This window comes from Paenibacillus glycanilyticus, from assembly GCF_030161375.1.
GTDB lineage: Bacteria > Bacillota > Bacilli > Paenibacillales > Paenibacillaceae > Pristimantibacillus > Pristimantibacillus glycanilyticus_B.
This window is the reverse complement of the sequence record NZ_BSSQ01000007.1, coordinates 1-21,179: the sequence shown is the minus strand read 5'-3', so window position 1 is coordinate 21,179 and position 21,179 is coordinate 1. Positions and strand designations below refer to the sequence as shown.

The following is a 21,179-nucleotide window of genomic DNA, read 5'->3' as shown; positions in this document are numbered from 1 at the left end:
TAAGATCAGCCTTCCGAATAAGCTTTTTCCAAATTGGTTAAATCCGAGTTTTTCCCGACGATGACCAGAACGTCCTCCCCGCGGATCAAATCCTCGGCATACGGAGCAATATTCATAACCCCATTATTCTTGATAGCCATTACGTTGCATTTGAATTTCGCCCGGATATCGAGTTGCTTCAAGCTTCTTCCGATCATGGCTTCCGGCGCTTTCACTTCGATAATACTATAATCATCGGAGAGTTCAATGTAGTCCAAAATATTAGGGGATATTAAATGATGCGCAACCCGCAGGCCCATATCCCGCTCCGGATAAACAATCTTGTCCGCGCCAATCTTCTGTAATACTTTGCCGTGCAGTTCATTTTGCGCTTTAACAACAGTCATCTTAACGCCAAGATCCTTCAGAATTAGAGTCGTCAGAATACTCGCCTGAATGTCGTCTCCAATGGCTACAACAACAACGTCAAAGTTGCGGATGCCAAGCGAGCGCAAAGCTTCCTCATCCGTGGAGTCTGCTGTCACCGCATGGGTGACTGTATTAATGGACTCCTGAATCCGTTGTTCATTTGAGTCTATCGCAAGAACCTCATACCCCATGTTCGTAAGTGAAGTGGCGATACTGGAGCCAAAGCGCCCCATACCAATAACTGCGAATTGTTTCTTAGCCATCTCGGTTCCTCCTACTCCCTTCAAACCCGCAAATTACGTTGCCGATGTTTACCTTATCCCGATTATTATAGCATATCCATCGCTTCCGGATGAAAATCGCCAAATTCGGATACAGTAATTAAGCCACAATTTCATTTTGACTTGGAGGGAATCCGATTGATCAATCTGGATTTGCGTCAAGCCGTCATTAACAACGTACGGAACAACTCAAAGAAAGAAATGAAGGATGTCATTGACGACTCCATCGGCAACGATGAGAAGACGCTCCCCGGACTAGGTGTTTTATTTGAACTGATTTGGCAGGAAATTTCCGCTGAGGAGAAGGTTCGTCTCATTGATGCTCTGCATACCAAGCTCCAGCAGCAAGCAGCGACTTAACCTTTCCCAGATCGCTAAGCCTGCAGCGAGCAAAAACAGGCTGGCGGAAAAATTCCGCCAGCCTGTTTAAGTAAGTAAATAGTTATTAGTCCAAGCTGTTAGGCTGAAGGCCAAGCGTAAATGGAGCCGGCTTCTCACAGCTGCTCTTCATGGTGTAATGCGCACCTTGCTCAGCGGCATCATAGAAGCCATGCATCGCTTCAAGTACATGATAAGCAAGTTCTCCGCTAGGACGCGCCTTACGGCCGCTAATTGCCGCTTTGGCAAGATCTGCCGCGCCAAGTCCGCGTACGTTGTCGGTGTTCGGGTACACGAGCGGAATATCCGACCACTCTTGCGAACCCGCGCGTTTGAACTGGATAGGGCCGCCAAATGTATTCGGATCCGGAACAAGCAACGTTCCAGCTGAACCGTATACTTCGATACACGGTAATTTAGAACCGCCTTTCACGTCAAAACTTTGCAAAATGGTGCCGATCGGGCCGGATGCGAATTCAATAATTCCGGCCACATGCGTTGGAACTTCAACTTGCACTTTTTGGCCAAACTTCGGCTTGCTCGTAATCGTCCGTTCCGGGAACGACACGCGCGCCATGCCAGTCACGCGGCTGATTGGTCCAAGCATCGCAACCATTGCGGTCAGGTAGTAAGGCCCCATATCGAACATCGGGCCGCCGCCCTTCTGATAATAAAACTCCGGTGCCGGATGCCAGCTCTCATGTCCGCCTGACATCATAAATGCCGTAGCGCCAACCGGCGTACCGATCCAACCGTCTTCAATCAACTTCACGCATGTTTGAATGCCGCCGCCAAGAAACGTATCCGGCGCGCTGCCAACAAGCAGCCCTTTGCGTGTTGCAAGCTCCAGTACAGCTTGTGCTTCCTCGCGCGTAACGGTAAACGGCTTCTCCACATACACGTGTTTGCCTGCTTCAAGCGCTTGGAGACAAACTGCGGCATGCGCTTGCGGGATCGTCAGGTTGATTACCATGCCGATCTCCGGATCAGCGAGCAGCTCTTCTACGGAACAGCCGCGAATGCCAAATTCCTCTGCTTTTGCCTTCGCGCGGTCTACATCCAAATCTGCGCAAGCTACGATTTCCATCGAGTCGAATTTCGTGCTGTTGTTCAAATACGCGCTGCTAATATTGCCTGTTCCGATTACGCCTACTTTAAGCTTTTGCATGAGTGAGAGCCCCTCCGTTTACCGCTGCAGTTTTGCCTTCCGCACACCAATTGAATCCACGGCGCATCATTTCTTTCACTACGGGAATATCGATTATGTTGGCTTGATGGCCAAGCGAATTGTAATAGACGCGGCCAACGCCCCAGCGCTTCGTCCATGCGACCGGCATATCAACCGCTTTATTCAGCGAATGCGGGCCTTCGGCAACCGGGAAACGGGTTGTCGCAAGCACTTCTACCGCCGGGTCCACATGCAGGTAATATTGCTCCGAGCTAACCTCAAAGTCTTCAATGCCTTCCGTAAGCGTACTTGAGCTATGTTTGATGTTAACAGTATAATTCGTGCCGTCATTACCCGGATGCGCCACCCATTGGCCGCCGGTCATGAACTGCCAGTCGACATTTTCACGGAAAGCATCGCACATGCCGCCATGGCAACCAGCCAGCCCAACGCCGCTTTGTACGGCTTCCGATACGTTTTGCACATATTCCGGCTTAATCTTGTCCATCGTCCAGATCGGAACGATCAGATCGAGCCCTTTCAGCTTCTCCCCGTCCGCGAAAGCGTCCAGCGTATCCGATACTTCAACCTCGTAACCTTCCTTCACCAGCACCTCTTGAAAAATGTCCGCAACTTCCTTCGGCTGATGGCCGTCCCAACCGCCCCATACGATTAGCGCTTTTCTCATTGTCTTCGTTAGTCTCCTCTGCCCGCAGATTTATTGAAACTCTTTCAAAGCAACCCAGCGGCGTTCCGCAATCGAACGCTCTACCGCAACAAGCACCTCTTGGCATCTCACGCCGTCATAGAAGTTCGGCACCGGTTGGCGGTCTTCCGCAATAGCCGTCATGAGCTCATGAACCTCGTGGGTAAATGTATGCTCGTAACCAATCGTGTGACCGGCCGGCCACCAAGCATCCATATAAGCATGGGAAGCATCGGTAGCGAGCACGCGGCGGAAGCCTTGCACATCGTCAGCATCATCCGTGAAATAGACCTGAAGCTCGTTCATCCGCTCGAAGTCGAACTTGATGCTGCCTTTGCTGCCGTTAATCTCAAACGCATTCGTACAACGATGGCCAGCCGCAAAGCGCGTCGCCTCAAAGCTGCCCAGAGCGCCATTCTCGAACCTGGTCAAGAACAACGTTGCGTCATCCACGGTCACTTCGCCGCGTGGCGCGTCCGCACCGCTTTTTGTTGCGCTAAGCCCCGTCATCGATTCGGATACCGGACGTTCCTTAACGAAGGTTTCTTCCATCCCGATCACTTCCTGGAACTCGCCAACGAGGAAACGGGCCATATCAATCAAGTGAGCCCCTAGGTCGCCATGCGAACCGGAACCGGCAATTTCCTTCTTCAGACGCCAGACAAGCGGGAAATCCGGATCCAGGATCCAATCCTGCAGAAATACGGCGCGGAAATGATGGATTTTGCCGATGCGTCCTTCCGAGATCAGCTTCTTCGCGAGTTGAACTGCCGGGGCAAAACGGTAGTTGAAGCCTACCATATGTTTAACGCCGGCTTTCTCCGCGGCAACCAGCATTTCGTTCGCATCCTCCAGCGTTAGCGCGAGCGGTTTCTCGCAGAACAGATGCTTGCCGGCTTCGGCTGCGGCGATCGTAATTTCTTTATGGGCATCGCTTGGCGCATTAATATCGATCAAGTCGATATCGTCGCGCGCAACCAGCTTGCGCCAATCGGTTTCGCTGCTTTGCCAGCCGAACTGCGAACGGGCTTTCTCAAGTCCAACAGGGTCACGGCCGCAGATAGCCGTCATTTCCGGCAATACTGCCGTTTCCGGGAAGAACATCGGCAGCGCGCGGTACGCATTGCTATGTGCCTTCCCCATAAATTTATATCCAACCATTCCAACGCGAAGTTTGCTCATTCTTTAACTACCGCCTCTCGAATAAGAATTTAGGTTGTTTCTCGTTTAATAAGTTCTACCGGAAGAATCGTGTTCCCTGTCTCCTCCGATTCAGTAGCCAGCAACTTCATCGCCGCTTTCCGCCCCATCTCGTAAAAAGGAACCGAGACCGTCGTCAGCTTAGGACTTACAATTCTCGAACTGTCCGAATCGTCGTAACCGATCAAGCCGTAATCCTTGCCTGCTTCCATGCCATATTCGCGCAAGCCGTCCATTAAGCCAATCGCCATCCGGTCATTGGCTGCAAACACGGCGTCAATTCCCTTGCTTCTGATCCCCTCGGCTATCCGCTTGGCTGCTTCGTAGCCGCTTTTCCTGCTGTAATTGCCAGTGAAGATAATCTCGTCAGCCAGCAGTAATCCAGCTTCCTCAAGCGCATGTTTGTAACCGGCAAGCCGATCGCCGCTGCTCGAGAAAGCATCCGGCCCGTTCAAGAAACCAATTCTCTTGTAGCCGCACGCAAGAAGATGTTGAACAGCCGCATAACTGCCCGATTCATGGTCCGCGTCAACCGTAAGGTACCCTTCGTCTTCAAAGCGCTGATTCACTAGGCAGAATGGATAACCTTCCTTATGAAGCTCCGTAAGCGCAGCCCGTTCTTCCGAGTCGTTTTGCGCGCCAAGCACGATACAGGCATCCACCTTTTGCGTCCGGAACAGCTTGGCATAATCGCGCGGACTGTCCGGCTCCCGGAATATAAGAAGCAAATCATAATTGCAGACTTTTGCCGCTTCGCCGATTCCGCTTAATATTTCCGCGAAATAATACGTCGAGAACAGATGTACCTTTGGGACAAAAGGCAAAATAACGCCTACATTCCCGCTTTTCCTCCTCGCCAATCGTTGCGCAAGCGCATTTGGAACATAACCGAGTTCCTTCGCCGCTTCCAGCACGCGAACGCGAGTATCTTCCTTAATTGGTCCTACGTTGTTAAGTACCCGGGATACAGTTGCTTCCGATACCCCGGCAAGCTTTGCTACTTCTTTCCTGCTGATGGCCGGCAGCCTCCTGTACTAAAATCTATTGCGATAATGACTGTCATCACTATAATGTACACGCGTACATTATGTCATGAAAGCGCTGCTTTCGTCAACGGGATAAGAGGCTTAAATTTTCCTTTTTTAGGACAGCACGCAAAAATCCCCCTGATCTCAATGGATCAGGGGGATTTATAGTAATAGTAAATGCCGTTTATGGAGCTGTCTCCAAGAATTTCATCGTAGGATTTTTATCCATCGCCGTGCGCATCGCATATTCGTTCTCGAACAGAACAACGTAGTTGCCCTTTTTATCCTTCACAAGCGTGGAGTTGATCCGGAATTTCGAAGGATCGATCTTGTCGTCTACGATCCAGCGCGCGAATTGGAACGGCATGCGGTGCAGCTGAATGTCAACGCCGTATTCGCCCTTCATCCGGTACTCGAATACCTCGAATTGGAGGTGTCCGACTACGCCAAGAATCGTTTCGTCGGCAAAACCGCTCGCCGTGTAGAACACCTGAATGGTGCCTTCCTCCGTCAACTGGTCTATCCCCTTCTGATATTGCTTATGCTTCAAAGCGTTCTTCACGGTTACCTTAGCGAAGATTTCCGGAGAGAACGTAGGAAGCTCGTCGAATACGACCTCGGAGCCTTGCGATAAGGAATCCCCAATTCGGAAAATGCCCGGGTCGAACAAGCCGATAATATCGCCCGGATAAGCCGTCTCGACAATATCGCGGTCCTGCGCCAGGAACTGCTGCGGCTGGGACAACTTAATGTCCTTGCCCGCACGGACATGTTTAACGCTCATGCCGCGTTCGAAACGCCCTGAGCAAATCCGAAGGAAAGCGATACGGTCGCGGTGTGCCGGGTTCATGTTCGCTTGAATCTTGAAGACATAACCCGAGAATTTCTCGTTTGTTGGGTCAACGGAACCGCTTGTGCTCATCCGCGGAGCCGGCTTTGGAGCTAGCTCCAAGAAGTTCTCGAGGAAGGTCTGTACGCCGAAGTTGTTCACGGCGCTTCCGAAGAAGATTGGCGTCAGTTCGCCTGCCTGAACCTTCTCATAATCAAACGGATCCCCCGCGACGTCCAGCAGCTCCAGATCCTGCACGAGTTGATCATGCAGGTAGTCCCCAGCCATCTCGCGAATGATCGGATCGTTATAGTCCTCTACTTCGCGTACCTCGATCGTACTGTGGTCGTTGCCTTGGAACAACTCAACTTGATTTTTCATCCGGTCGTATACGCCGCACAACTCGCGTCCCATGCCGATTGGCCAGTTCATTGGCACCGAACGGATGCCAAGTACCCGCTCCAGCTCTTCCATCAGTTCAAATGGGCTTTGGCCTTCACGGTCCAGCTTGTTGATGAACGTGAAGATTGGAATGCCGCGTTTGCGGCAGACTTGGAACAGCTTGATCGTTTGCGCCTCGACGCCTTTCGCAACGTCAATCAGCATGACCGCGCTGTCCGCCGCCGTCAAGGTGCGGTACGTATCTTCGGAGAAGTCTTGGTGACCCGGCGTATCCAGAATGTTTACGCGATGTCCCAAGTAATCGAATTGCATTACGCTGGACGTAACCGAGATACCGCGCTGCTTCTCGATTTCCATCCAGTCGGATGTCGCGTGGCGGCTAGCTTTGCGGGCTTTTACCGATCCTGCAAGACGAATAGCTCCCCCGAATAAGAGGAGCTTCTCCGTTAACGTGGTTTTACCGGCGTCAGGGTGAGAAATAATCGCGAACGTGCGGCGTTTATCTACTTCCTGTTCTATTTCATTGCTTAACGTTTGGCTCATGCTTGCCTTGCCTTCCCTTCATGGCGTCGCGTAGCAACGCTCATTTATCCATTCCCGATTAAGAGCGCGCGTGCTGGCGCAGCTTCAATACCGGTCAATTTCAAAGGTGCGATCACCATGAAATAAGAGCCTGGCGGCACTTCCTTCAGGCGAAGCCCTTCGACAATAATGACATTGTTGCGGAACAGCGTGCGGTGCGTAGGATACTCGGCTTGGGATCTTTCAATGCCAAGACCGTCCGTACCTATGCCGCGTACCCCAACCTCAACGAGGTAACGGGCGCCGTCATCGCGTAAAAACACAAAATCGGATTCAAACGTATCCGTATAGGAGTTTTTCGTCTTCACAAGGATGAACTCGCCTTTTTGCAGGCCATGTTTCTCCAGGTCTTCTCTTGTAATGCTGTCATTCACGTCCGTGAAATCCAGAACCCGGGCATTGCCTACGAGCTCCTCCAGACCAATCGTTTCAATTGTAGCGCCATCCTCCAGCATATGCAGAGGCGCATCGACATGGGTGCCGCAATGGACATCCATATCGATGCGCGATTCGTTAACGCCGTCTGGAGAGGTAGGCTGGGAGTTGATGTCGGGTTGCTTGCTTTCATGGTTGCCCCATACTTGCATGCCTTCTTCGATGGTCATCGAAATATCGTAAACCTTAAACATAAAGGTATATCCCTCCGTCAGCGGTGTGCTATGAATAAATTATTTGCCGCTATTTGAAACCCAGATCACATTGTCTTCTTCTTGGCCGTTAACCGGCCACCATTTGAAGCCGTCTTGCGCAAGCAGCTGCTCTGCTTTTTCCGGGCCCCACGAGCCTGCAGGGTAATGTTGCAGATCAGTCGAGCTTTCGCGCCATGCGGCTGCAATGCGATCAACAAACTCCCATGCTTGAGCAACTTCGTCCCAACGCGTGAAGTAAGTGGAGTCACCGCGAACAGCATCATGGATCAAGCGCTCATAAGCTTCAGGCGTGTTGATGCCGATTTGGCAGCTTTGGCAGAATTCCATATTAACCGGTTGTACCGAATTGTCCTCGCCCGGCGTCTTGGCATTTACTTTGATATAGATGCCTTCCATCGGGTTAACGCGGATAACAAGCAGGTTAGGCTGCAGGTCATGGCGCTGCGCGAACAATACGTTCTGCGGCATCGATTTGAACTCGATTACCACTTCGGTTGTTTTAACCGGGAGGCGTTTGCCTGTACGGATGTAGAACGGTACGCCAGCCCAACGGAAGTTATCAACCGCCAGCTTAGCCGCGAAATACGTTTCCGTTGTGGAGTTCTCGCCAACCGAATCTTCTTCACGGTAGCCTGGAAGCTCTTTACCTTTCAGGGAACCTGCCGCGTATTGACCGCGTACAACTTGGCTGCGTACTTCGTCGCTTGATGCATACGGACGAAGGGAGCGAAGCACTTTAACCTTCTCGTCGCGGATATCTTCGCCATGCAGACGGCTAGGCGGCTCCATTGCGATCATCGTAAGCATTTGAAGCATATGGTTTTGGCCCATGTCGCGAAGCGCGCCGGACTTGTCGTAATAACCGCCGCGTTCCTCTACGCCAACCGTTTCCGATAGCGTGATTTGCACGTTTGCGATATGGTTATTGTTCCACAGCGGCTCAAAAAATGCGTTCGCGAAACGGATAACTTGAATATTTTGCACCATCTCTTTGCCGAGGTAGTGGTCAATACGGTAGACTTCTTCTTCTTTGAAGACTTGCGTAATTTGGTCATTCAGCTTTTGTGCCGATTCCAGATCGTAACCAAACGGCTTCTCGATAACTACGCGGTGCCAGCCTTTGGATTCCAGCAGTCCGCCATCGCGCAGGCTGAACGATACTGGCCCGAACAGGGACGGCGCAAGCGCCAGGTAGAACAGACGGTTGCCCGGAATATTGAATTTCGCATCCAGTTGATCGGACAAAGTAGCCAGACCGCGGAATGCTTCCACATTGTTAATATCAAGCGGCATATATTCGAAGTGCTCCGCGAAACGGTTCCAGAGCTCTACATCGTCCGCTTTGTAACGGCAGAATTCCACGATCGACTCATACAGGTCGGCACGGAACTGCTCGTTTGTGCGCTCTCTGCGCGCAAGACCTACAACGGCGAAATTCTCAGATAACTTTCCTTCTTTATATAAGCTGAACAAGGCAGGAAACAACTTGCGCTTCGCCAAATCGCCCGTCGCTCCGAAAATATAATAAATAGCGCCTTGCGCATTTAATTCAACGTTCATAACAGTTCAGTTCCCTCATTCTTTCCATATATTTTTTTTTATTTTTATTTATGTAGTTTAGCATATTAATCCTTAAACTGCTATTCATCCGATCATAAAAAAAACTAATTGGCTTTCATATTTCTACTAATCATTTTCTGTTTCGGGAACGGTGTAATCCCCCGTAATTAAAGGAATTCCGACGATCAGCGACAAAGCTCCCGACTCCGTTTCGCGATGCACCGCAATTTGCAGATTAGCCTTTTTGCCCGCCCCCGCCTCTACCGATGAGAACAACTTCTCCGTGTAATAGGCTTCACTGGTCGTTCCGCTCTCATCCTTGTACCGGTCGACCCGTTTGCCGCTAGCTGCTTGAGCGAGACGTGCCGCTGCGTTATTATATTCCGTTTCCCCCCGAACCGTCATCCCGGCGGAATAGGTCGTTCCCGATTGCTTAAATAAAGTCTCAGCCCTGTTGATAAAAGCCAATAGCTGTTTCTCGTCCACCTGCTGCTTAGTCACGTATACGATCATCACCTGGTTGTCCGCCGTTAACGGGAATATGGACAGTGTACCCTGCTCCAAGCCTTTTTCATCCGTATGAAGTTGTTGTTCAACCTCTTCCAATGAAGCCGCCTCACCGGTTACATCCCATCTAATTGTCCATTCCCTGCTTGCTTCTCCCTTGCTGTAAAGCTTGTCCGTCCATTGCCAGACCAAAGCGATATCGTGCGCAAGAACGCTTGAACGATGCTCGGACCCTATTTGATCCTTATTTGCGATCGCCCAGATGATGCCGGTAACAAGTACTGCCCCCGCCAAAATAATAGCAAGCCTGGATCGCTTAAGCGAAGTCTCTTCCTCTGTTCTTCTCATGAATCGGTTTGTTGCCATAAATCTTCACTCCTCTTAACACGTTTATTACCGCTAGGTGTTTAACCATACCCATTCGCCTGTAGGTGAATACACTGGTTGCAAAGCCTATAGATACAAACATAAGGAGGAGCCAACGTGGATCAAATATATCCTCTGCAGGAAGAAGTCGTATCGCATTATCGCGGAATGCCCGTTTATATCGTGATGAAGGATGGTTCGAGGCATATCGGCTTGCTGAGCAAATGCGCGGGCGGGAAGCTGGAGTTGGACGGGGATCCCAATGCTGCCACTGCGACAGAACCGGAACCCCCGCAACAACAAGTGAAATCGCCTTCGAAAAAAAACAAGAAAAACGCTGCTTCCAAGTCTAAATCGCAAGCCAACTCAAGTAAATCAGCGTATCCCGTTCAGACGCAATCCTTTCCGTTTGACCCTTCCTATTATGAACCGCGTCCACATTATTCGTATCCGAAGCGCGAAGCCGAAACGCTTGAATTTGATCAAGTCGCTTTATTATTTCTTTTATACTAACAGACATCATTCGCCAGCTTTTGCTCCAATAGCGTTATAAGCTGAACTTAACTAATGATGAAATGAAAAGGAGGCAGCCCTGATGAGAATGACACCGGTATCCTTAACAAGCCGAGCAGAAAAATTATATGGTATCTCCCCGGTCCGTCCATACGGCCGCCCCCCGTTCCGTGAAGAGGAACCTTCCAGACTGCCTCCTGAACCTAGCCTTTATAACAGCTTTGACTGGGGAGCTCCATACCGTCATGCTGCTGAGACAGCAGCGCGATGGCTACAGTATACGAGACAAGCCCAGCAACAAATCCGTGCCTCTGCCCGGCGAATCAAGCACGATCCCTCTACCGACGTCATGAAGGAGGAGACCGATCAAGTACTTTCCACGGTTAACGAGCTTCTTCATTTCTTTCGGAATCATGAAGCCGTTTTGAAGCCGCAGCTTCATTCAGCCATTGACCAAGCCATGCATCATCCAGCCCTCGGCCAGACCAACCCATCCGTTCAACAACTTATCGGCCCAACAGGCTGGTTGACCTGTCTGCACAAGGCACTTGAGGAACCTTTATCGGTGAAAGCTCTGGACTTGCTGCGCCAAGACATACCTCTTCTTCAGCCTTACAGCTGTTATTACGACACCATGACGGCTTACTGGCCGTTCCCGACAAGCGGCATGCTTCTTAACCGCCGTCTTTAACTTATTCGAGTTAAAAACAGCCGCTCCTTCCCTTTATACAGGAAAAAGAGGCTCTCCTAGAAGATAACTTCAGGTGAGCCTCTTGCCCGCGATAACATCCTCGATCATCTATTCCGCAATACCTTGCTTATGCGCATAGATCGCCGCTTGGGTACGGTCTTCCACGCCAAGCTTGTTAAAGATGTTCGTAATATGAAATTTTACGGTTTTGACGCCGATAAACAGCTGGTCTGCGATTTCCTGATTGGACATGCCTTGCGCAACCCGCTTCAGAACGTCCATTTCCCGTTCCGTCAAATCATCATGAAGGGCAGCCTGCACCGGCTGTTTCGGCTTGCGAAGCCGGTTCATCATCTTGGCTGCAACTTGTGACTCCAGCACCGATTGTCCTCGTGCCGCAGCGCGTATGGCGTCGGCAATTTCCGTCGCTCTTGCGGTCTTGAGCAGATAGCTGAACGCTCCCGCTTCAATAACCGGATACAGCTTGCTGTCATCGATAAAACTAGTCAGCACGATGACTTTGCATTCCGGATACAACTCCAGAAGTTTTTGGGTCGTTTCCACTCCGTCCATGCCATCCATGACAAGATCCATAAGTACGATGTCAGGCTTATAGGCCTGAGCCAGCCGAATTCCGTCATAGCCGTTGCTTGCTTCCCCAACGACCTCGATGCCTTCCTCCGTGTCCAGCACGGCAGCAAGTCCGATACGTACCATCTCATGATCATCGACTAGCAAAACTTTAATTCGCTCATTCAGTTGTTCGATCGGTTCCACCTTATTCACCGCTTCCTTCACATGTACATGTCCTAATTCTCTATTCCGCCGTCGACCGGAACCCGGATATCAATACTCGTTCCTTCGCCCGGCTTTGAAACCATATGTAAATAGCCGCCAAGCTCATTTACACGTTCTTCCATCGTTAGCAATCCATATGAGGTCTGTTTTTTTGCTTCAAGATCAAACCCGATGCCGGTATCTTTTAATAACATACGTACTTCAGGGCCTTTCCGATGCAGTTTAATTTCCATGCTTTCTGCTTTTGCATGGCGAAGCGTATTCGATAACGCTTCCTGCGCGATCCGGAACAAGTGGTCCTCCGCCTCCGGCTTCATCGTAATCGAGTCATCAACATCCAGATCAATGCTCATCGGAACTTTCTGCTTAAGCTCGTCCACTAGCGTGGTTAGAGCAGCTGCGAGATTCTTGCCGTCAAGATGCACCGGCCTTAAATGCAAGAGCAACGCACGCATCTCCGATTGGGCAACCGACGCCATCTCTTCAATGAGCTGCACCTGCCTTCTCGCCCGTTCCCAGTCTCGTTCAATGGTACGGCTCACTGCCGTAGCCGTCATGGAAATCGCAAACAGCTGCTGGCTGACCGCATCATGCAACTCTCTTGCAAGCCGTTGCCTTTCCTCAATTACAGCCGAGAACTTGACCTTCTCCGTCCAGATGGCATCGCTTTGCTCCTGCTCGGATACGGGAGTGCCGCTCGTGTCCTCTTCCGAATTCAACGTCACCCTATAGCTGCGTCTTCGCTGCTGTTCGGTTAATCGCTCAACCGCCTGCTTAAGCTTGGAGTTCTGCAGAAATCCTACGACAGCTGCTACAGCTATTGCTGCCCCGATTACGGTAAGCCCAAGGATAGCCCATTTCCCTTTAAAGGTGTATAGCTGAACGTACCCGATAGCTTGTAACACGATGATGACAAGGCTCACGATTATGATGAGCCACAATACGGTCTCGGTCACATGTTTACGTCTTGCTTCTTTATTTGGCCTAACCGCAGGATGACGCTCATTGCCTTGCCCCTCAGCCATCGATCGTTCCATTCCTTTCATACGTACGCAGGGAAGAGCAGACCGGTTGGTTGTTTCCCGGTCCGCTCTTCCTAACTAGCATACTTTCATTGATTATTCTTCTTCAGACTTGTTCAACTTATTTTTCAAGGCTTCAAGCTGCTCGTCAACCTTCAGCTTCTTCTCCATGTCGATGGCGTTAAAAGCGCCGGCTGTGCCGCCAGTACCCGTACCGCTGTATGCCGCATATGGAGTGCGAAGCACATCCGCTTCCGCTTCAAGCTGCATGATTTTTTCTTCCATCCGGTAGAATCCTCTTGAAGCGCTGCCGCTGTCAATCGTATGGTTCGAAGAGATTACAGCCATTTGCTTTTGAGCTTTCGCAATTTGTGCGCGGGACGCAAGCTCATTGCGTTTATTGCGGAGCTGATAGAACTCTTCTTTCATGCCATGCAGCTGTTGCATAAGCTCTTCCGCTTGCGTTTTCGCTTGTGCATGCAGGTCGCTGTATTCGTTAACCTTCTGGTCGAAATAAAGCTTCTCTTCCAGCAGCTTGCGTGCAAGCTCTTCTTGGCCGGCGCGAAGCGCTGCTTCTGCTTTGGACTCACGGTCGGAAATGCTGCGAACCGCTTCTTCCAGACGTTGTTTCAGACGGCGCTCATTCGCCATTTGTTTCGCTACCGTTACTTCTGCTTGATGAATTTCGGATTCCATGTCACGCAGGTATTGATTCAGCATGACTACCGGATCTTCCATTTTATCCAATACCTCATTCACCGATGCCTTCGTCATATCCTTCATTCTTTTAAAGATTCCCATTGTTAAATCTCTCCCTTCTCGTATTTAGCCAATTTGGCGCGTAATTCTTCGTTTTCTTTACGAAGTGCTTTTTTCTCCAAGTCATCCATCATGCTATCGAATTGCGAAGAGTTGGGATTTGGATTGGAACGCGTTTGCGAATAGTTGTCCCATTGTCCTTGCGGCGGGTTCTTGTAGGAACCGCCGAAGCCGCCTTGGCCGCCGTTATATCCGCCGCCGAAACCGCCGTTGCCGCCATAACCGCCTCCATATCCTCCAAAGCCGCCTGGTCCAAAGCCCTGCCCGTTATAAAACGTTGGTTCCTTAGGAACGATAAGACCCGCAATGATATAGACAGGAATCGCAAATCCGCTCGTGAAGATGGTAACGACGATAAGCAGGATACGAATAAGCGTCGCATCTACATTGATCATTTCTGCAAGTCCGCCGCAAAGACCAAAGAGCTTCTTGTCACGGCGGGAGCGGTACAGTTTTTTCAAGACGACCATCCTTCCTTCTCAAGCTTCTTCTTTAATTGCTGCAGCTCGCGTTCGATTACGGATTGTACTTGATTGCCCGCTTCAGTTACGAACTCTTTGCCCATTCTGCGCAGATCATGCAAGCTTTTTGCTTCCATTTCCATATCGCCGATCCGGTCTTCCAGCCTGCGGAACATCGATCCTGGCTGAACGCCGCCACCTTGCTCTGTATAGCGGGCATTCATGCGTTGCTGAAGCCGTAGCGACTCCATTCTTGCCGCGTAATATTCGCGCTTGTCGTAGACCAGCTGGTATTCACTGCGCATTTCACGAAGCTGATCTTCCAGGTCCATCGTATTTTGACGGCTTTGCTCATACAGCTCGCGGTACTGCTTCGAACGCTCCTCACTTGTTGCTTTCTCATGAAGGGCGATTCGTGCCAGCTGTTCTTCACCGGCTTTCAGTGCAGTCATAGCTTGCTTTTCGCGTTTTTCCCTTTGTTCTTCAGCTTGCAGCCACTGCGCTTTCAGATGGTTGCTATGTCCCATGTACTGCTGATGCAGCCGCTCCGCTTGGATAATCTCTTCCCGTGTCGACCAGAGGAACTGGTCGATCAGGCGTACCGGATCTTCTGCTTTCTCCAATCTTTCGTTCAACGATGCGACTGTTATGTCGCGCACTCGCCGCATAATGCTCATGTGTGTCCCTCCTCGCTTTTTTATTAGAAATGTCGATTGTTGTTATTTTTCTTGACCATCGAAATACCGAAGATGATCAGTACTACCGCGATTCCCAGCATAATCAATTTGGACAATGCCGGCAGAAGCATCAAGATCCCGATGCCGCCTACAATCGCACCGATAATTTTTCTATTGCTTCTCCAGGCCACCACCCCGAGTCCAACTAATGCAATTGCAAACAGGGTTCCGAATAAGAAGCCAAGATGTATTCCGAAAAACTTGAGTACCAGAATACCGCCTGCTATTGCAAGCAATAAGCCCAACGCCTTTTTACCATCCATTATTTCTTCCACCGCCTCTCTTAGAATTGCTTTGTTTATCTCTTGCTGTGAAGCTCTCTTGCTTATGTTCCTATTGTAGATCGAATCCATGCTTTCTAAAACGGACCAACGACGGTTTCTGCACTAGACCTAGGTCGAGTGCCCGGTTCCGACTTAAGGGTCGAAGCTTGTCTGATCGCGCAAAAAAGGTACTGTTCTCTTCTTAAGAGACAGTACCTTATGAGGATTGCTCTTTCTTCAGGCTAGCACGCAACGTGTCTATCGATAGCAGCAAAACCGGAATAATAACCATAAAGATGGTGGCATACAACGAGAATACCTTTGGCGTAAAAGAAATAAAGCTTACGATGTTGTCGTAGACAATAAGCGACAGGAACACGAGCAAGAGGCCAAATGGCAGCGTCAGCGTGCGGTAATCCTTTAACTGCAACGTCTGGGCTGTCCCAAGCGATAAGGCATACATACATACAGCCGTTTTGAAAAATATAGTGATCAGCCATAAAATCGCTAACATCGCTTCCACCCGCTGCAGAAAGTTCCCAACGCTTATCTGCTTGGCCAGCGTATAACTTGCATACATATTTCTTTGCGTAAACTCGGTGCCAAGTACTAACGTGGACAACAATACCGTTACGATAATAATTAAACTGCCGATTGATGTTCCAACAAGCAAGGCGTTTCTTGCTTTATCTGGCCGGTTTGAATAAGGAACAAGCATCAGCAGTATAACTTGTTCCTGGAGATTGAAATAATAAAACGCCCCAAGAATAACAGGTTTAAACCCTTCCTCCAAAAATGGTTCAATCCGGTCGATTTTGATTTGCGGCAGCAGAAATACGGTAAGAAACAGAAACAGGACAATAACAAACGGCAAGAAAATCTCTCCCGCGCGAGCCGTTGTTTCAAGTCCAAGCCTTACGGCATAAATGACAACAAGGATAAACAAAATTATGGTCACTTCGATCGGCGTGTTGGGCATGATGTGGGTGGTCATAAAATTTCCTACCACGCGCAGCAGGAAAGCCGACAACAGAAAAATAAACGACATGAAGAACAAGGAGACTGCTTTTCCAAGCCATTTCCCTAGTATTTTCTCACTGTATTCAACAAAAGAAAGCTTAGGATATCGACTCGATAGTGCCGAGTAGATAAAGATGATGGTAATATCGGCAACTACCCCAACAAGACAAGCGATCCATCCGTCCTGTCTGGAGAATACGGACATAATGGAGGGAACAATTAGAATGGATGTACCAATCGTATAGAGCAATGAAAGAACGGTCAGCTGACGATGGCTTATTTTTCCTTTTTCAAGCATTCTTATTAGTTCCCCCCTTTTAAATTCTGAAATACGGCTTCGGCAAGAGGCCCCAGGACTTCATTAATTCCATTCACCGGGTTCGGAATATGTAGATTTAGAAATCTCATCATCACCAATACAATCCCGAAGAACAATAGAGTGGAGAACACCCATAGATCCCATATCCGTTTTCTTTTCCAGAGTGACGGCACCTCGATCAGAATCATTATCGCGCTTGCCAGGAGCAATCCTAAATATTTCAGCATGTCTGCTTATTCCTTCTTCTGTTTAAATTCCTGCATAAAGGAATTATTTACGGTTCCGGTTTGCCGAATGTTGAACACGACATCTACTTCTACCGGTATGGTCTCGAAGATCGAATCCCATTCATCCTCAACCTGCTTCCAATAAGCCGGATAGGCACGATGAACAACATCGCCGAATCCGAAAATATCTACCTTGTAATTTTCCTGGGCCTCTTTGATCGTCCTCTCCACGAACCCCCGTACTCTTGCCTCCCCTTGATGTTCCAACTCATAGATAGACGACTTTTGAGTCAAGTCAATATTGCACAGTACTTCTCCGATACTGAGCTCCGTGCGAATGCCTAACCGAATTTCCGGTTTGCCGTTAATCATCTTTGCTTTTGTAGTCGTTTTTGAACGAATCACTTCAAGCGTCATTTTCCCGCCTTCAGGACAATTAATTACTCCAACTGTGTTATAGATATCATCATGAATATAGGAATAGCCTCTGCTTTCAATGTCATTCAACCAACCAACTAGCTTATCTTCTCTAAAAACAGCCAGACCTGAATACTGCAGCTGAGCGGGGGAAGAGATCTGTTCCACGTTACTCCTGCTTTGACCTATTTCCTGATCTCCTCTTAACCGAAGTCCGGTAACGACAGCTTCCTTCCCTTTATCGACTAAATCCATAATAAGCTGGTCAAGGGTTATGGAAGCAGTCGGAGCCCATTCCTTCTGCGAAGTCTGCAAGGAAGAGAACAGCTGATTTGCCGGGATTGACTCCAGATGGGTCAAAATCTTCAATGTACTAGCCGCTGATGTTTCACGAGCGATAGCTATGTAGAAATCCGTACGGTGCTCATAATACCTGGACATGTATTCGAGCGCATCCCCGATCCCTTCTTTCGCCAAATCCTCGCCTATGATCAGCATTCGAAGATGCGCCGAATAGATGGTTCTTGGCGATACCGTGGTCATTTTGCGAATGGCTTCGAATATCGTTTGTCCTTTCGCTTGATATAACGTTACTGGAGTACGGGTACTGGTTCGATTATTCGAGGCAACCTCCCCCGGATCAACAACTTGAACGGATACCATGTATTGATCTCCTGCTTTGTCGATCCCTATAGCCAGCGCAATAGCCAGGTCATTAAGTTCACGGCGGTTCCAACAGCCTGTCAGCGTCAGGGTTATGGTTACAACCAGCATAGTGAGCATTAGTGTTCGTCGCATCGCAATACCTCGTCTCGTTGCCTTATTCTCCGACTAACGCCGCTCGGGACCCGGAGCTTTATCTTTGCTCCGGGTAAGGTTGTTCTGATTGATTAGACGCAGGCGTTTCCGCATTGCCCAATGCGGAAGCCGAATTAAAGTATCCTTCGTGTCTTGTGCTATATAAGGACCAAACGGGCTCATATAAGGCACGCCAAACGTCCGAAGACTGCATAAATGCAGAACCAGCACAATAATGCCTAATATGATTCCGTACAAGCCAAACGAAGCCGCCAAGCCCATTAATAAAAACCGGATCATCCGAATCGATATCGACATATTCATGGCAGGAACCACAAAGCTTGAAATAGCCGTAATGGAGACGACAATAACCATCGCTGCTGACACAATTCCGGCAGCAACCGCCGATTGGCCGATAACTAAGGTCCCGACAATCGACATCGCTTGTCCCATCGTTCTCGGCATCCTTACGCCGGCTTCACGCAATATTTCAAACGTAATCTCCATAATTAATGCCTCAATAAAAGCAGGAAAAGGAATCCCTTCCCGCTGAGCCGCAAGACCAATCAGCAATTGAGTAGGGAGCATTTCCTGGTGAAAAGTCGTAATGGCGATATATAGCGAAGGCCCTAGTAAGGCGATAAAAATCCCTACAAACCTTAAAATCCGAATTAACGAGCTAATATCCGCACGTTGATAATAATCTTCAGCCGAATGCATAAAAGAAATAAACAACGCGGGTACAACTAACACATGAGGAGTTCCATCCACCAATATGGCTATTTTGCCTTCCAGCAGTTCAGCAGCGATTACATCCGGTCTCTCTGAGTTATATACGGTAGGGAATGGACTATAAGGAGCATCCTGAATCAATTCCTCGATATAACCGCTCTCCAAGATACCGTCAATATCAATCCTGGCCAAACGGCTCCGTACCTCGTCAACGATCTTATCCGTTACAATTCCATTGATATACATGATGGAAACATTGGTCTGAGTCATTTTGCCGATACGCAAATTCTCCAGCCATAAATTCGGATTTTTTATTTTCCTCCGGATTAAGGCCGTGTTCGTCTGAATGTTTTCGGTAAACGCTTCTTTGGGACCGCGGCTCACCGTCTCGGTCATGGCTTCAGAAACCGCGCGGTCTTTGATTCCGCTCATAGCTATCGAAAGAATCTCCGTACCTTCCCGAATAAGAATGACATGCCCCGAAAACAGATCATGATACATCATATCCGTTGACTGCAGTTCCTGGACGTCTCCCACTGTCATAAAATCCAGGAATGGATGCTTGTCGGTATCCAGCTTTGGCAAATCCACCATCAACGTTTCCAATACAAAATCTTGAACGGCATTTGTATCTACGAAACCTTCTGCATAGATCAAATTCACGGTTTGAACTCTGTTATCGTATTGAATGTTAAATTCCTTAAAAACAATATCAGCACTGTTCCCGAGCTTTTTTCTAATTGTTGCAATATCGATTGGATTCATACTCGATCACATCACTCATTTTTGATATTAATCAGTATGGTCATACGGGAATCGATATAAACAACAAAAAAAGCCTTTAAGATCTAAGATCTTAAAGGCTTTATCATTTCATAATTGGTGCCGGTGAGAGGACTCGAACCTCCACGGTTTCCCTCACGATTTTGAGTCGCGCGCGTCTGCCATTCCGCCACACCGGCAAGTTAATTATTTGGCGCGGCCTAAGAGATTCGAACTCCTGACCTTTTGATTCGTAGTCAAACGCTCTATCCAGCTGAGCTAAGGCCGCAAATTATGAAATTATGGAGGCGCCACCCAGACTCGAACTGGGGATAAAGCTTTTGCAGAGCTTTGCCTTACCACTTGGCTATGGCGCCAAACTTTATGGAGCGGAAGACGGGAATCGAACCCGCGACCCTCGCCTTGGCAAGGCGATGCTCTACCGCTGAGCCACTTCCGCATAAATGGCTGGGGATCAAGGATTCGAACCTTGGAATGACGGAGTCAAAGTCCGTTGCCTTACCGCTTGGCTAATCCCCAACAATCTTTTAAAACATTTTAGTGATAATGGGGCGATCGATGGGACTTGAACCCACGAATGCCGGAGCCACAGACCGGTGCGTTAACCCCTTCGCCACGACCGCCATATTCACTAATTAATTATCTGGCAGGGGCAGCAGGAATTGAACCCACACCAAAGGTTTTGGAGACCTTTGTTCTACCTTTAAACTATGCCCCTAAATGGTGGATGGTGATGGATTCGAACCACCGAACCGTTAGGAAGAGATTTACAGTCTCCCGCGTTTGGCCACTTCGCTAACCATCCAAAAACATGGTGCCGGCGATAGGAGTCGAACCCACGACCTACTGATTACAAGTCAGTTGCTCTACCAACTGAGCTACACCGGCATATTAAATTTCCAACCATCTAAAATGGTGGCTCGGGACGGAATCGAACCGCCGACACGAGGATTTTCAGTCCTCTGCTCTACCGACTGAGCTACCGAGCCTGATGTTTGATAAAAATGGCGGAGCTGACGGGATTCGAACCCGCGGTCTCCTGCGTGACAGGCAGGCATGTTAGGCCTCTACACCACAGCTCCACATCGAGAATTCTCGGTAAAACACCGAAGATAAAGTTTTGGTTGCGGGGGCAGGATTTGAACCTGCGGCCTTCGGGTTATGAGCCCGACGAGCTACCGAGCTGCTCCACCCCGCGTCGTTACTAAGTAATTTATGGTGGAAGCTGAGGGGATCGAACCCCCGACCCTCTGCTTGTAAGGCAGATGCTCTCCCAGCTGAGCTAAGCTTCCATATTGGCGTTTCTCTCTCGAGCGACTTTTATAATATATCATATTCAAGTCGTCTTGGCAAGCACTTTTTTAAATCTTTTTTTGTAAAGATGGTGACCCGTAGGGGATTCGAACCCCTGTTACCTCCGTGAAAGGGAGGTGTCTTAACCCCTTGACCAACGGGCCTTACTAATAAAGAAATATTATGGCAGAGAGGAAGGGATTCGAACCCTCGAGACCCGG

Annotated in this window: 22 protein-coding genes and 14 tRNA genes; 3 read left to right on the top strand and 33 right to left on the bottom strand. The window is 49.2% G+C overall.

Features of this window, described 5'->3' with window-relative positions:
* Positions 1 to 5 precede the first annotated feature (5 nt).
* Positions 6 to 671: a potassium channel family protein gene (locus tag QQK89_RS09250; protein ID WP_284238248.1), complete on the bottom strand. Its 666-nt coding sequence runs from the start codon at positions 669 to 671 to the stop codon at positions 6 to 8.
* 156 nt (positions 672 to 827) lie between these two features.
* Between QQK89_RS09250 and sspI the strand changes: the two genes are divergently transcribed.
* Positions 828 to 1,049: a small acid-soluble spore protein SspI gene (sspI, locus tag QQK89_RS09245; protein ID WP_284238247.1), complete on the top strand. Its 222-nt coding sequence runs from the start codon at positions 828 to 830 to the stop codon at positions 1,047 to 1,049.
* 85 nt (positions 1,050 to 1,134) lie between these two features.
* Here the strand turns inward: sspI and QQK89_RS09240 are convergent, their stop codons facing one another.
* The 8 genes from QQK89_RS09240 to QQK89_RS09205 form a co-directional block, all read right to left on the bottom strand.
* Entirely contained in the window at positions 1,135 to 2,235 is a 1,101-nt protein-coding gene (locus tag QQK89_RS09240; protein ID WP_284238246.1) for a Gfo/Idh/MocA family protein, read from the bottom strand.
* A complete protein-coding gene (locus QQK89_RS09235; protein ID WP_284238245.1) occupies positions 2,222 to 2,923 on the bottom strand; it encodes a ThuA domain-containing protein in 702 nt (233 codons plus the stop codon). Before QQK89_RS09235 ends, QQK89_RS09240 begins: the two co-directional genes overlap by 14 nt.
* Positions 2,924 to 2,953: 30 nt before the next feature.
* Entirely contained in the window at positions 2,954 to 4,123 is a 1,170-nt protein-coding gene (locus QQK89_RS09230; protein WP_284238244.1) for a Gfo/Idh/MocA family protein, read from the bottom strand.
* A gap of 29 nt (positions 4,124 to 4,152) precedes the next feature.
* On the bottom strand, positions 4,153 to 5,166 hold the full coding sequence (locus tag QQK89_RS09225) for a LacI family DNA-binding transcriptional regulator (RefSeq protein ID WP_284238298.1): 1,014 nt from the start codon (positions 5,164 to 5,166) through the stop codon (positions 4,153 to 4,155).
* A gap of 187 nt (positions 5,167 to 5,353) precedes the next feature.
* The gene (locus QQK89_RS09220; protein ID WP_284238243.1) at positions 5,354 to 6,943 is read right to left on the bottom strand and encodes a peptide chain release factor 3; all 1,590 of its coding nucleotides are present in this window, start codon (positions 6,941 to 6,943) and stop codon (positions 5,354 to 5,356) included.
* A 44-nt stretch (positions 6,944 to 6,987) separates the two neighbouring features.
* Positions 6,988 to 7,611, bottom strand: a complete 624-nt coding sequence (locus QQK89_RS09215) for a cyclase family protein (protein ID WP_284238242.1) — start codon at positions 7,609 to 7,611, stop codon at positions 6,988 to 6,990.
* Between the two features lie 39 nt (positions 7,612 to 7,650).
* Positions 7,651 to 9,192: a glucose-6-phosphate dehydrogenase gene (zwf, locus tag QQK89_RS09210; RefSeq protein WP_284238241.1), complete on the bottom strand. Its 1,542-nt coding sequence runs from the start codon at positions 9,190 to 9,192 to the stop codon at positions 7,651 to 7,653.
* A 126-nt stretch (positions 9,193 to 9,318) separates the two neighbouring features.
* Positions 9,319 to 10,065 carry a YwmB family TATA-box binding protein gene (locus QQK89_RS09205; RefSeq protein ID WP_284238240.1) on the bottom strand — a complete coding sequence of 249 codons (747 nt, stop codon included), beginning with the start codon at positions 10,063 to 10,065 and terminating at the stop codon, positions 9,319 to 9,321.
* Between the two features lie 117 nt (positions 10,066 to 10,182).
* Between QQK89_RS09205 and QQK89_RS09200 the strand changes: the two genes are divergently transcribed.
* Together QQK89_RS09200 and QQK89_RS09195 are read left to right on the top strand one after the other, a co-directional pair.
* A complete protein-coding gene (locus tag QQK89_RS09200; RefSeq protein WP_284238239.1) occupies positions 10,183 to 10,578 on the top strand; it encodes a hypothetical protein in 396 nt (131 codons plus the stop codon).
* A gap of 82 nt (positions 10,579 to 10,660) precedes the next feature.
* Positions 10,661 to 11,269: a hypothetical protein gene (locus tag QQK89_RS09195; RefSeq protein ID WP_284238238.1), complete on the top strand. Its 609-nt coding sequence runs from the start codon at positions 10,661 to 10,663 to the stop codon at positions 11,267 to 11,269.
* 108 nt (positions 11,270 to 11,377) lie between these two features.
* Here the strand turns inward: QQK89_RS09195 and QQK89_RS09190 are convergent, their stop codons facing one another.
* From QQK89_RS09190 to QQK89_RS09075, 24 genes are all read right to left on the bottom strand, one after another.
* Positions 11,378 to 12,028, bottom strand: coding sequence for a response regulator (locus QQK89_RS09190; RefSeq protein ID WP_434481641.1), 651 nt, complete (start codon positions 12,026 to 12,028; stop codon positions 11,378 to 11,380).
* A gap of 50 nt (positions 12,029 to 12,078) precedes the next feature.
* Positions 12,079 to 13,092: a sensor histidine kinase gene (locus QQK89_RS09185; RefSeq protein ID WP_284238236.1), complete on the bottom strand. Its 1,014-nt coding sequence runs from the start codon at positions 13,090 to 13,092 to the stop codon at positions 12,079 to 12,081.
* Between the two features lie 93 nt (positions 13,093 to 13,185).
* A complete protein-coding gene (locus tag QQK89_RS09180) occupies positions 13,186 to 13,890 on the bottom strand; it encodes a PspA/IM30 family protein (RefSeq protein WP_284238235.1) in 705 nt (234 codons plus the stop codon).
* Positions 13,891 to 13,892: 2 nt separating this feature from the next.
* Positions 13,893 to 14,378: a PspC domain-containing protein gene (locus tag QQK89_RS09175; protein ID WP_284238234.1), complete on the bottom strand. Its 486-nt coding sequence runs from the start codon at positions 14,376 to 14,378 to the stop codon at positions 13,893 to 13,895.
* Positions 14,366 to 15,046 (bottom strand): PspA/IM30 family protein, encoded by a 681-nt coding sequence (locus QQK89_RS09170; protein WP_284238233.1) that lies wholly within the window; start codon positions 15,044 to 15,046, stop codon positions 14,366 to 14,368. Before QQK89_RS09170 ends, QQK89_RS09175 begins: the two co-directional genes overlap by 13 nt.
* A gap of 23 nt (positions 15,047 to 15,069) precedes the next feature.
* Complete coding sequence (locus QQK89_RS09165) at positions 15,070 to 15,369, bottom strand: LiaF transmembrane domain-containing protein (RefSeq protein ID WP_284238232.1); 300 nt, start codon at positions 15,367 to 15,369, stop codon at positions 15,070 to 15,072.
* A gap of 217 nt (positions 15,370 to 15,586) precedes the next feature.
* Positions 15,587 to 16,687, bottom strand: coding sequence for a GerAB/ArcD/ProY family transporter (locus QQK89_RS09160; protein WP_284238231.1), 1,101 nt, complete (start codon positions 16,685 to 16,687; stop codon positions 15,587 to 15,589).
* A 5-nt stretch (positions 16,688 to 16,692) separates the two neighbouring features.
* Positions 16,693 to 16,935, bottom strand: coding sequence for a hypothetical protein (locus QQK89_RS09155; RefSeq protein WP_284238230.1), 243 nt, complete (start codon positions 16,933 to 16,935; stop codon positions 16,693 to 16,695).
* A 6-nt stretch (positions 16,936 to 16,941) separates the two neighbouring features.
* Positions 16,942 to 18,150, bottom strand: coding sequence for a Ger(x)C family spore germination protein (locus QQK89_RS09150; RefSeq protein WP_284238229.1), 1,209 nt, complete (start codon positions 18,148 to 18,150; stop codon positions 16,942 to 16,944).
* 33 nt (positions 18,151 to 18,183) lie between these two features.
* Complete coding sequence (locus tag QQK89_RS09145) at positions 18,184 to 19,647, bottom strand: spore germination protein (protein WP_284238228.1); 1,464 nt, start codon at positions 19,645 to 19,647, stop codon at positions 18,184 to 18,186.
* Positions 19,648 to 19,762: 115 nt separating this feature from the next.
* Positions 19,763 to 19,844: transfer RNA gene (locus QQK89_RS09140), tRNA-Leu, on the bottom strand.
* 12 nt (positions 19,845 to 19,856) lie between these two features.
* Positions 19,857 to 19,933, bottom strand: a tRNA-Arg gene (locus tag QQK89_RS09135).
* Between the two features lie 14 nt (positions 19,934 to 19,947).
* A tRNA-Cys gene (locus QQK89_RS09130) sits at positions 19,948 to 20,021 on the bottom strand.
* Positions 20,022 to 20,029: 8 nt separating this feature from the next.
* A tRNA-Gly gene (locus QQK89_RS09125) sits at positions 20,030 to 20,104 on the bottom strand.
* Between the two features lie 5 nt (positions 20,105 to 20,109).
* A tRNA-Gln gene (locus tag QQK89_RS09120) sits at positions 20,110 to 20,184 on the bottom strand.
* Between the two features lie 28 nt (positions 20,185 to 20,212).
* Positions 20,213 to 20,288 (bottom strand) — tRNA-His (locus tag QQK89_RS09115).
* A 21-nt stretch (positions 20,289 to 20,309) separates the two neighbouring features.
* A tRNA-Trp gene (locus QQK89_RS09110) sits at positions 20,310 to 20,383 on the bottom strand.
* A gap of 3 nt (positions 20,384 to 20,386) precedes the next feature.
* Positions 20,387 to 20,470, bottom strand: a tRNA-Tyr gene (locus QQK89_RS09105).
* A 7-nt stretch (positions 20,471 to 20,477) separates the two neighbouring features.
* Positions 20,478 to 20,553 (bottom strand) — tRNA-Thr (locus QQK89_RS09100).
* A 25-nt stretch (positions 20,554 to 20,578) separates the two neighbouring features.
* A tRNA-Phe gene (locus QQK89_RS09095) sits at positions 20,579 to 20,654 on the bottom strand.
* 16 nt (positions 20,655 to 20,670) lie between these two features.
* Positions 20,671 to 20,747 (bottom strand) — tRNA-Asp (locus QQK89_RS09090).
* 39 nt (positions 20,748 to 20,786) lie between these two features.
* Positions 20,787 to 20,863 (bottom strand) — tRNA-Met (locus QQK89_RS09085).
* A gap of 18 nt (positions 20,864 to 20,881) precedes the next feature.
* Positions 20,882 to 20,957 (bottom strand) — tRNA-Val (locus QQK89_RS09080).
* Positions 20,958 to 21,047: 90 nt separating this feature from the next.
* A tRNA-Glu gene (locus QQK89_RS09075) sits at positions 21,048 to 21,122 on the bottom strand.
* Between the last annotated feature and the right edge of the window lie 57 nt (positions 21,123 to 21,179).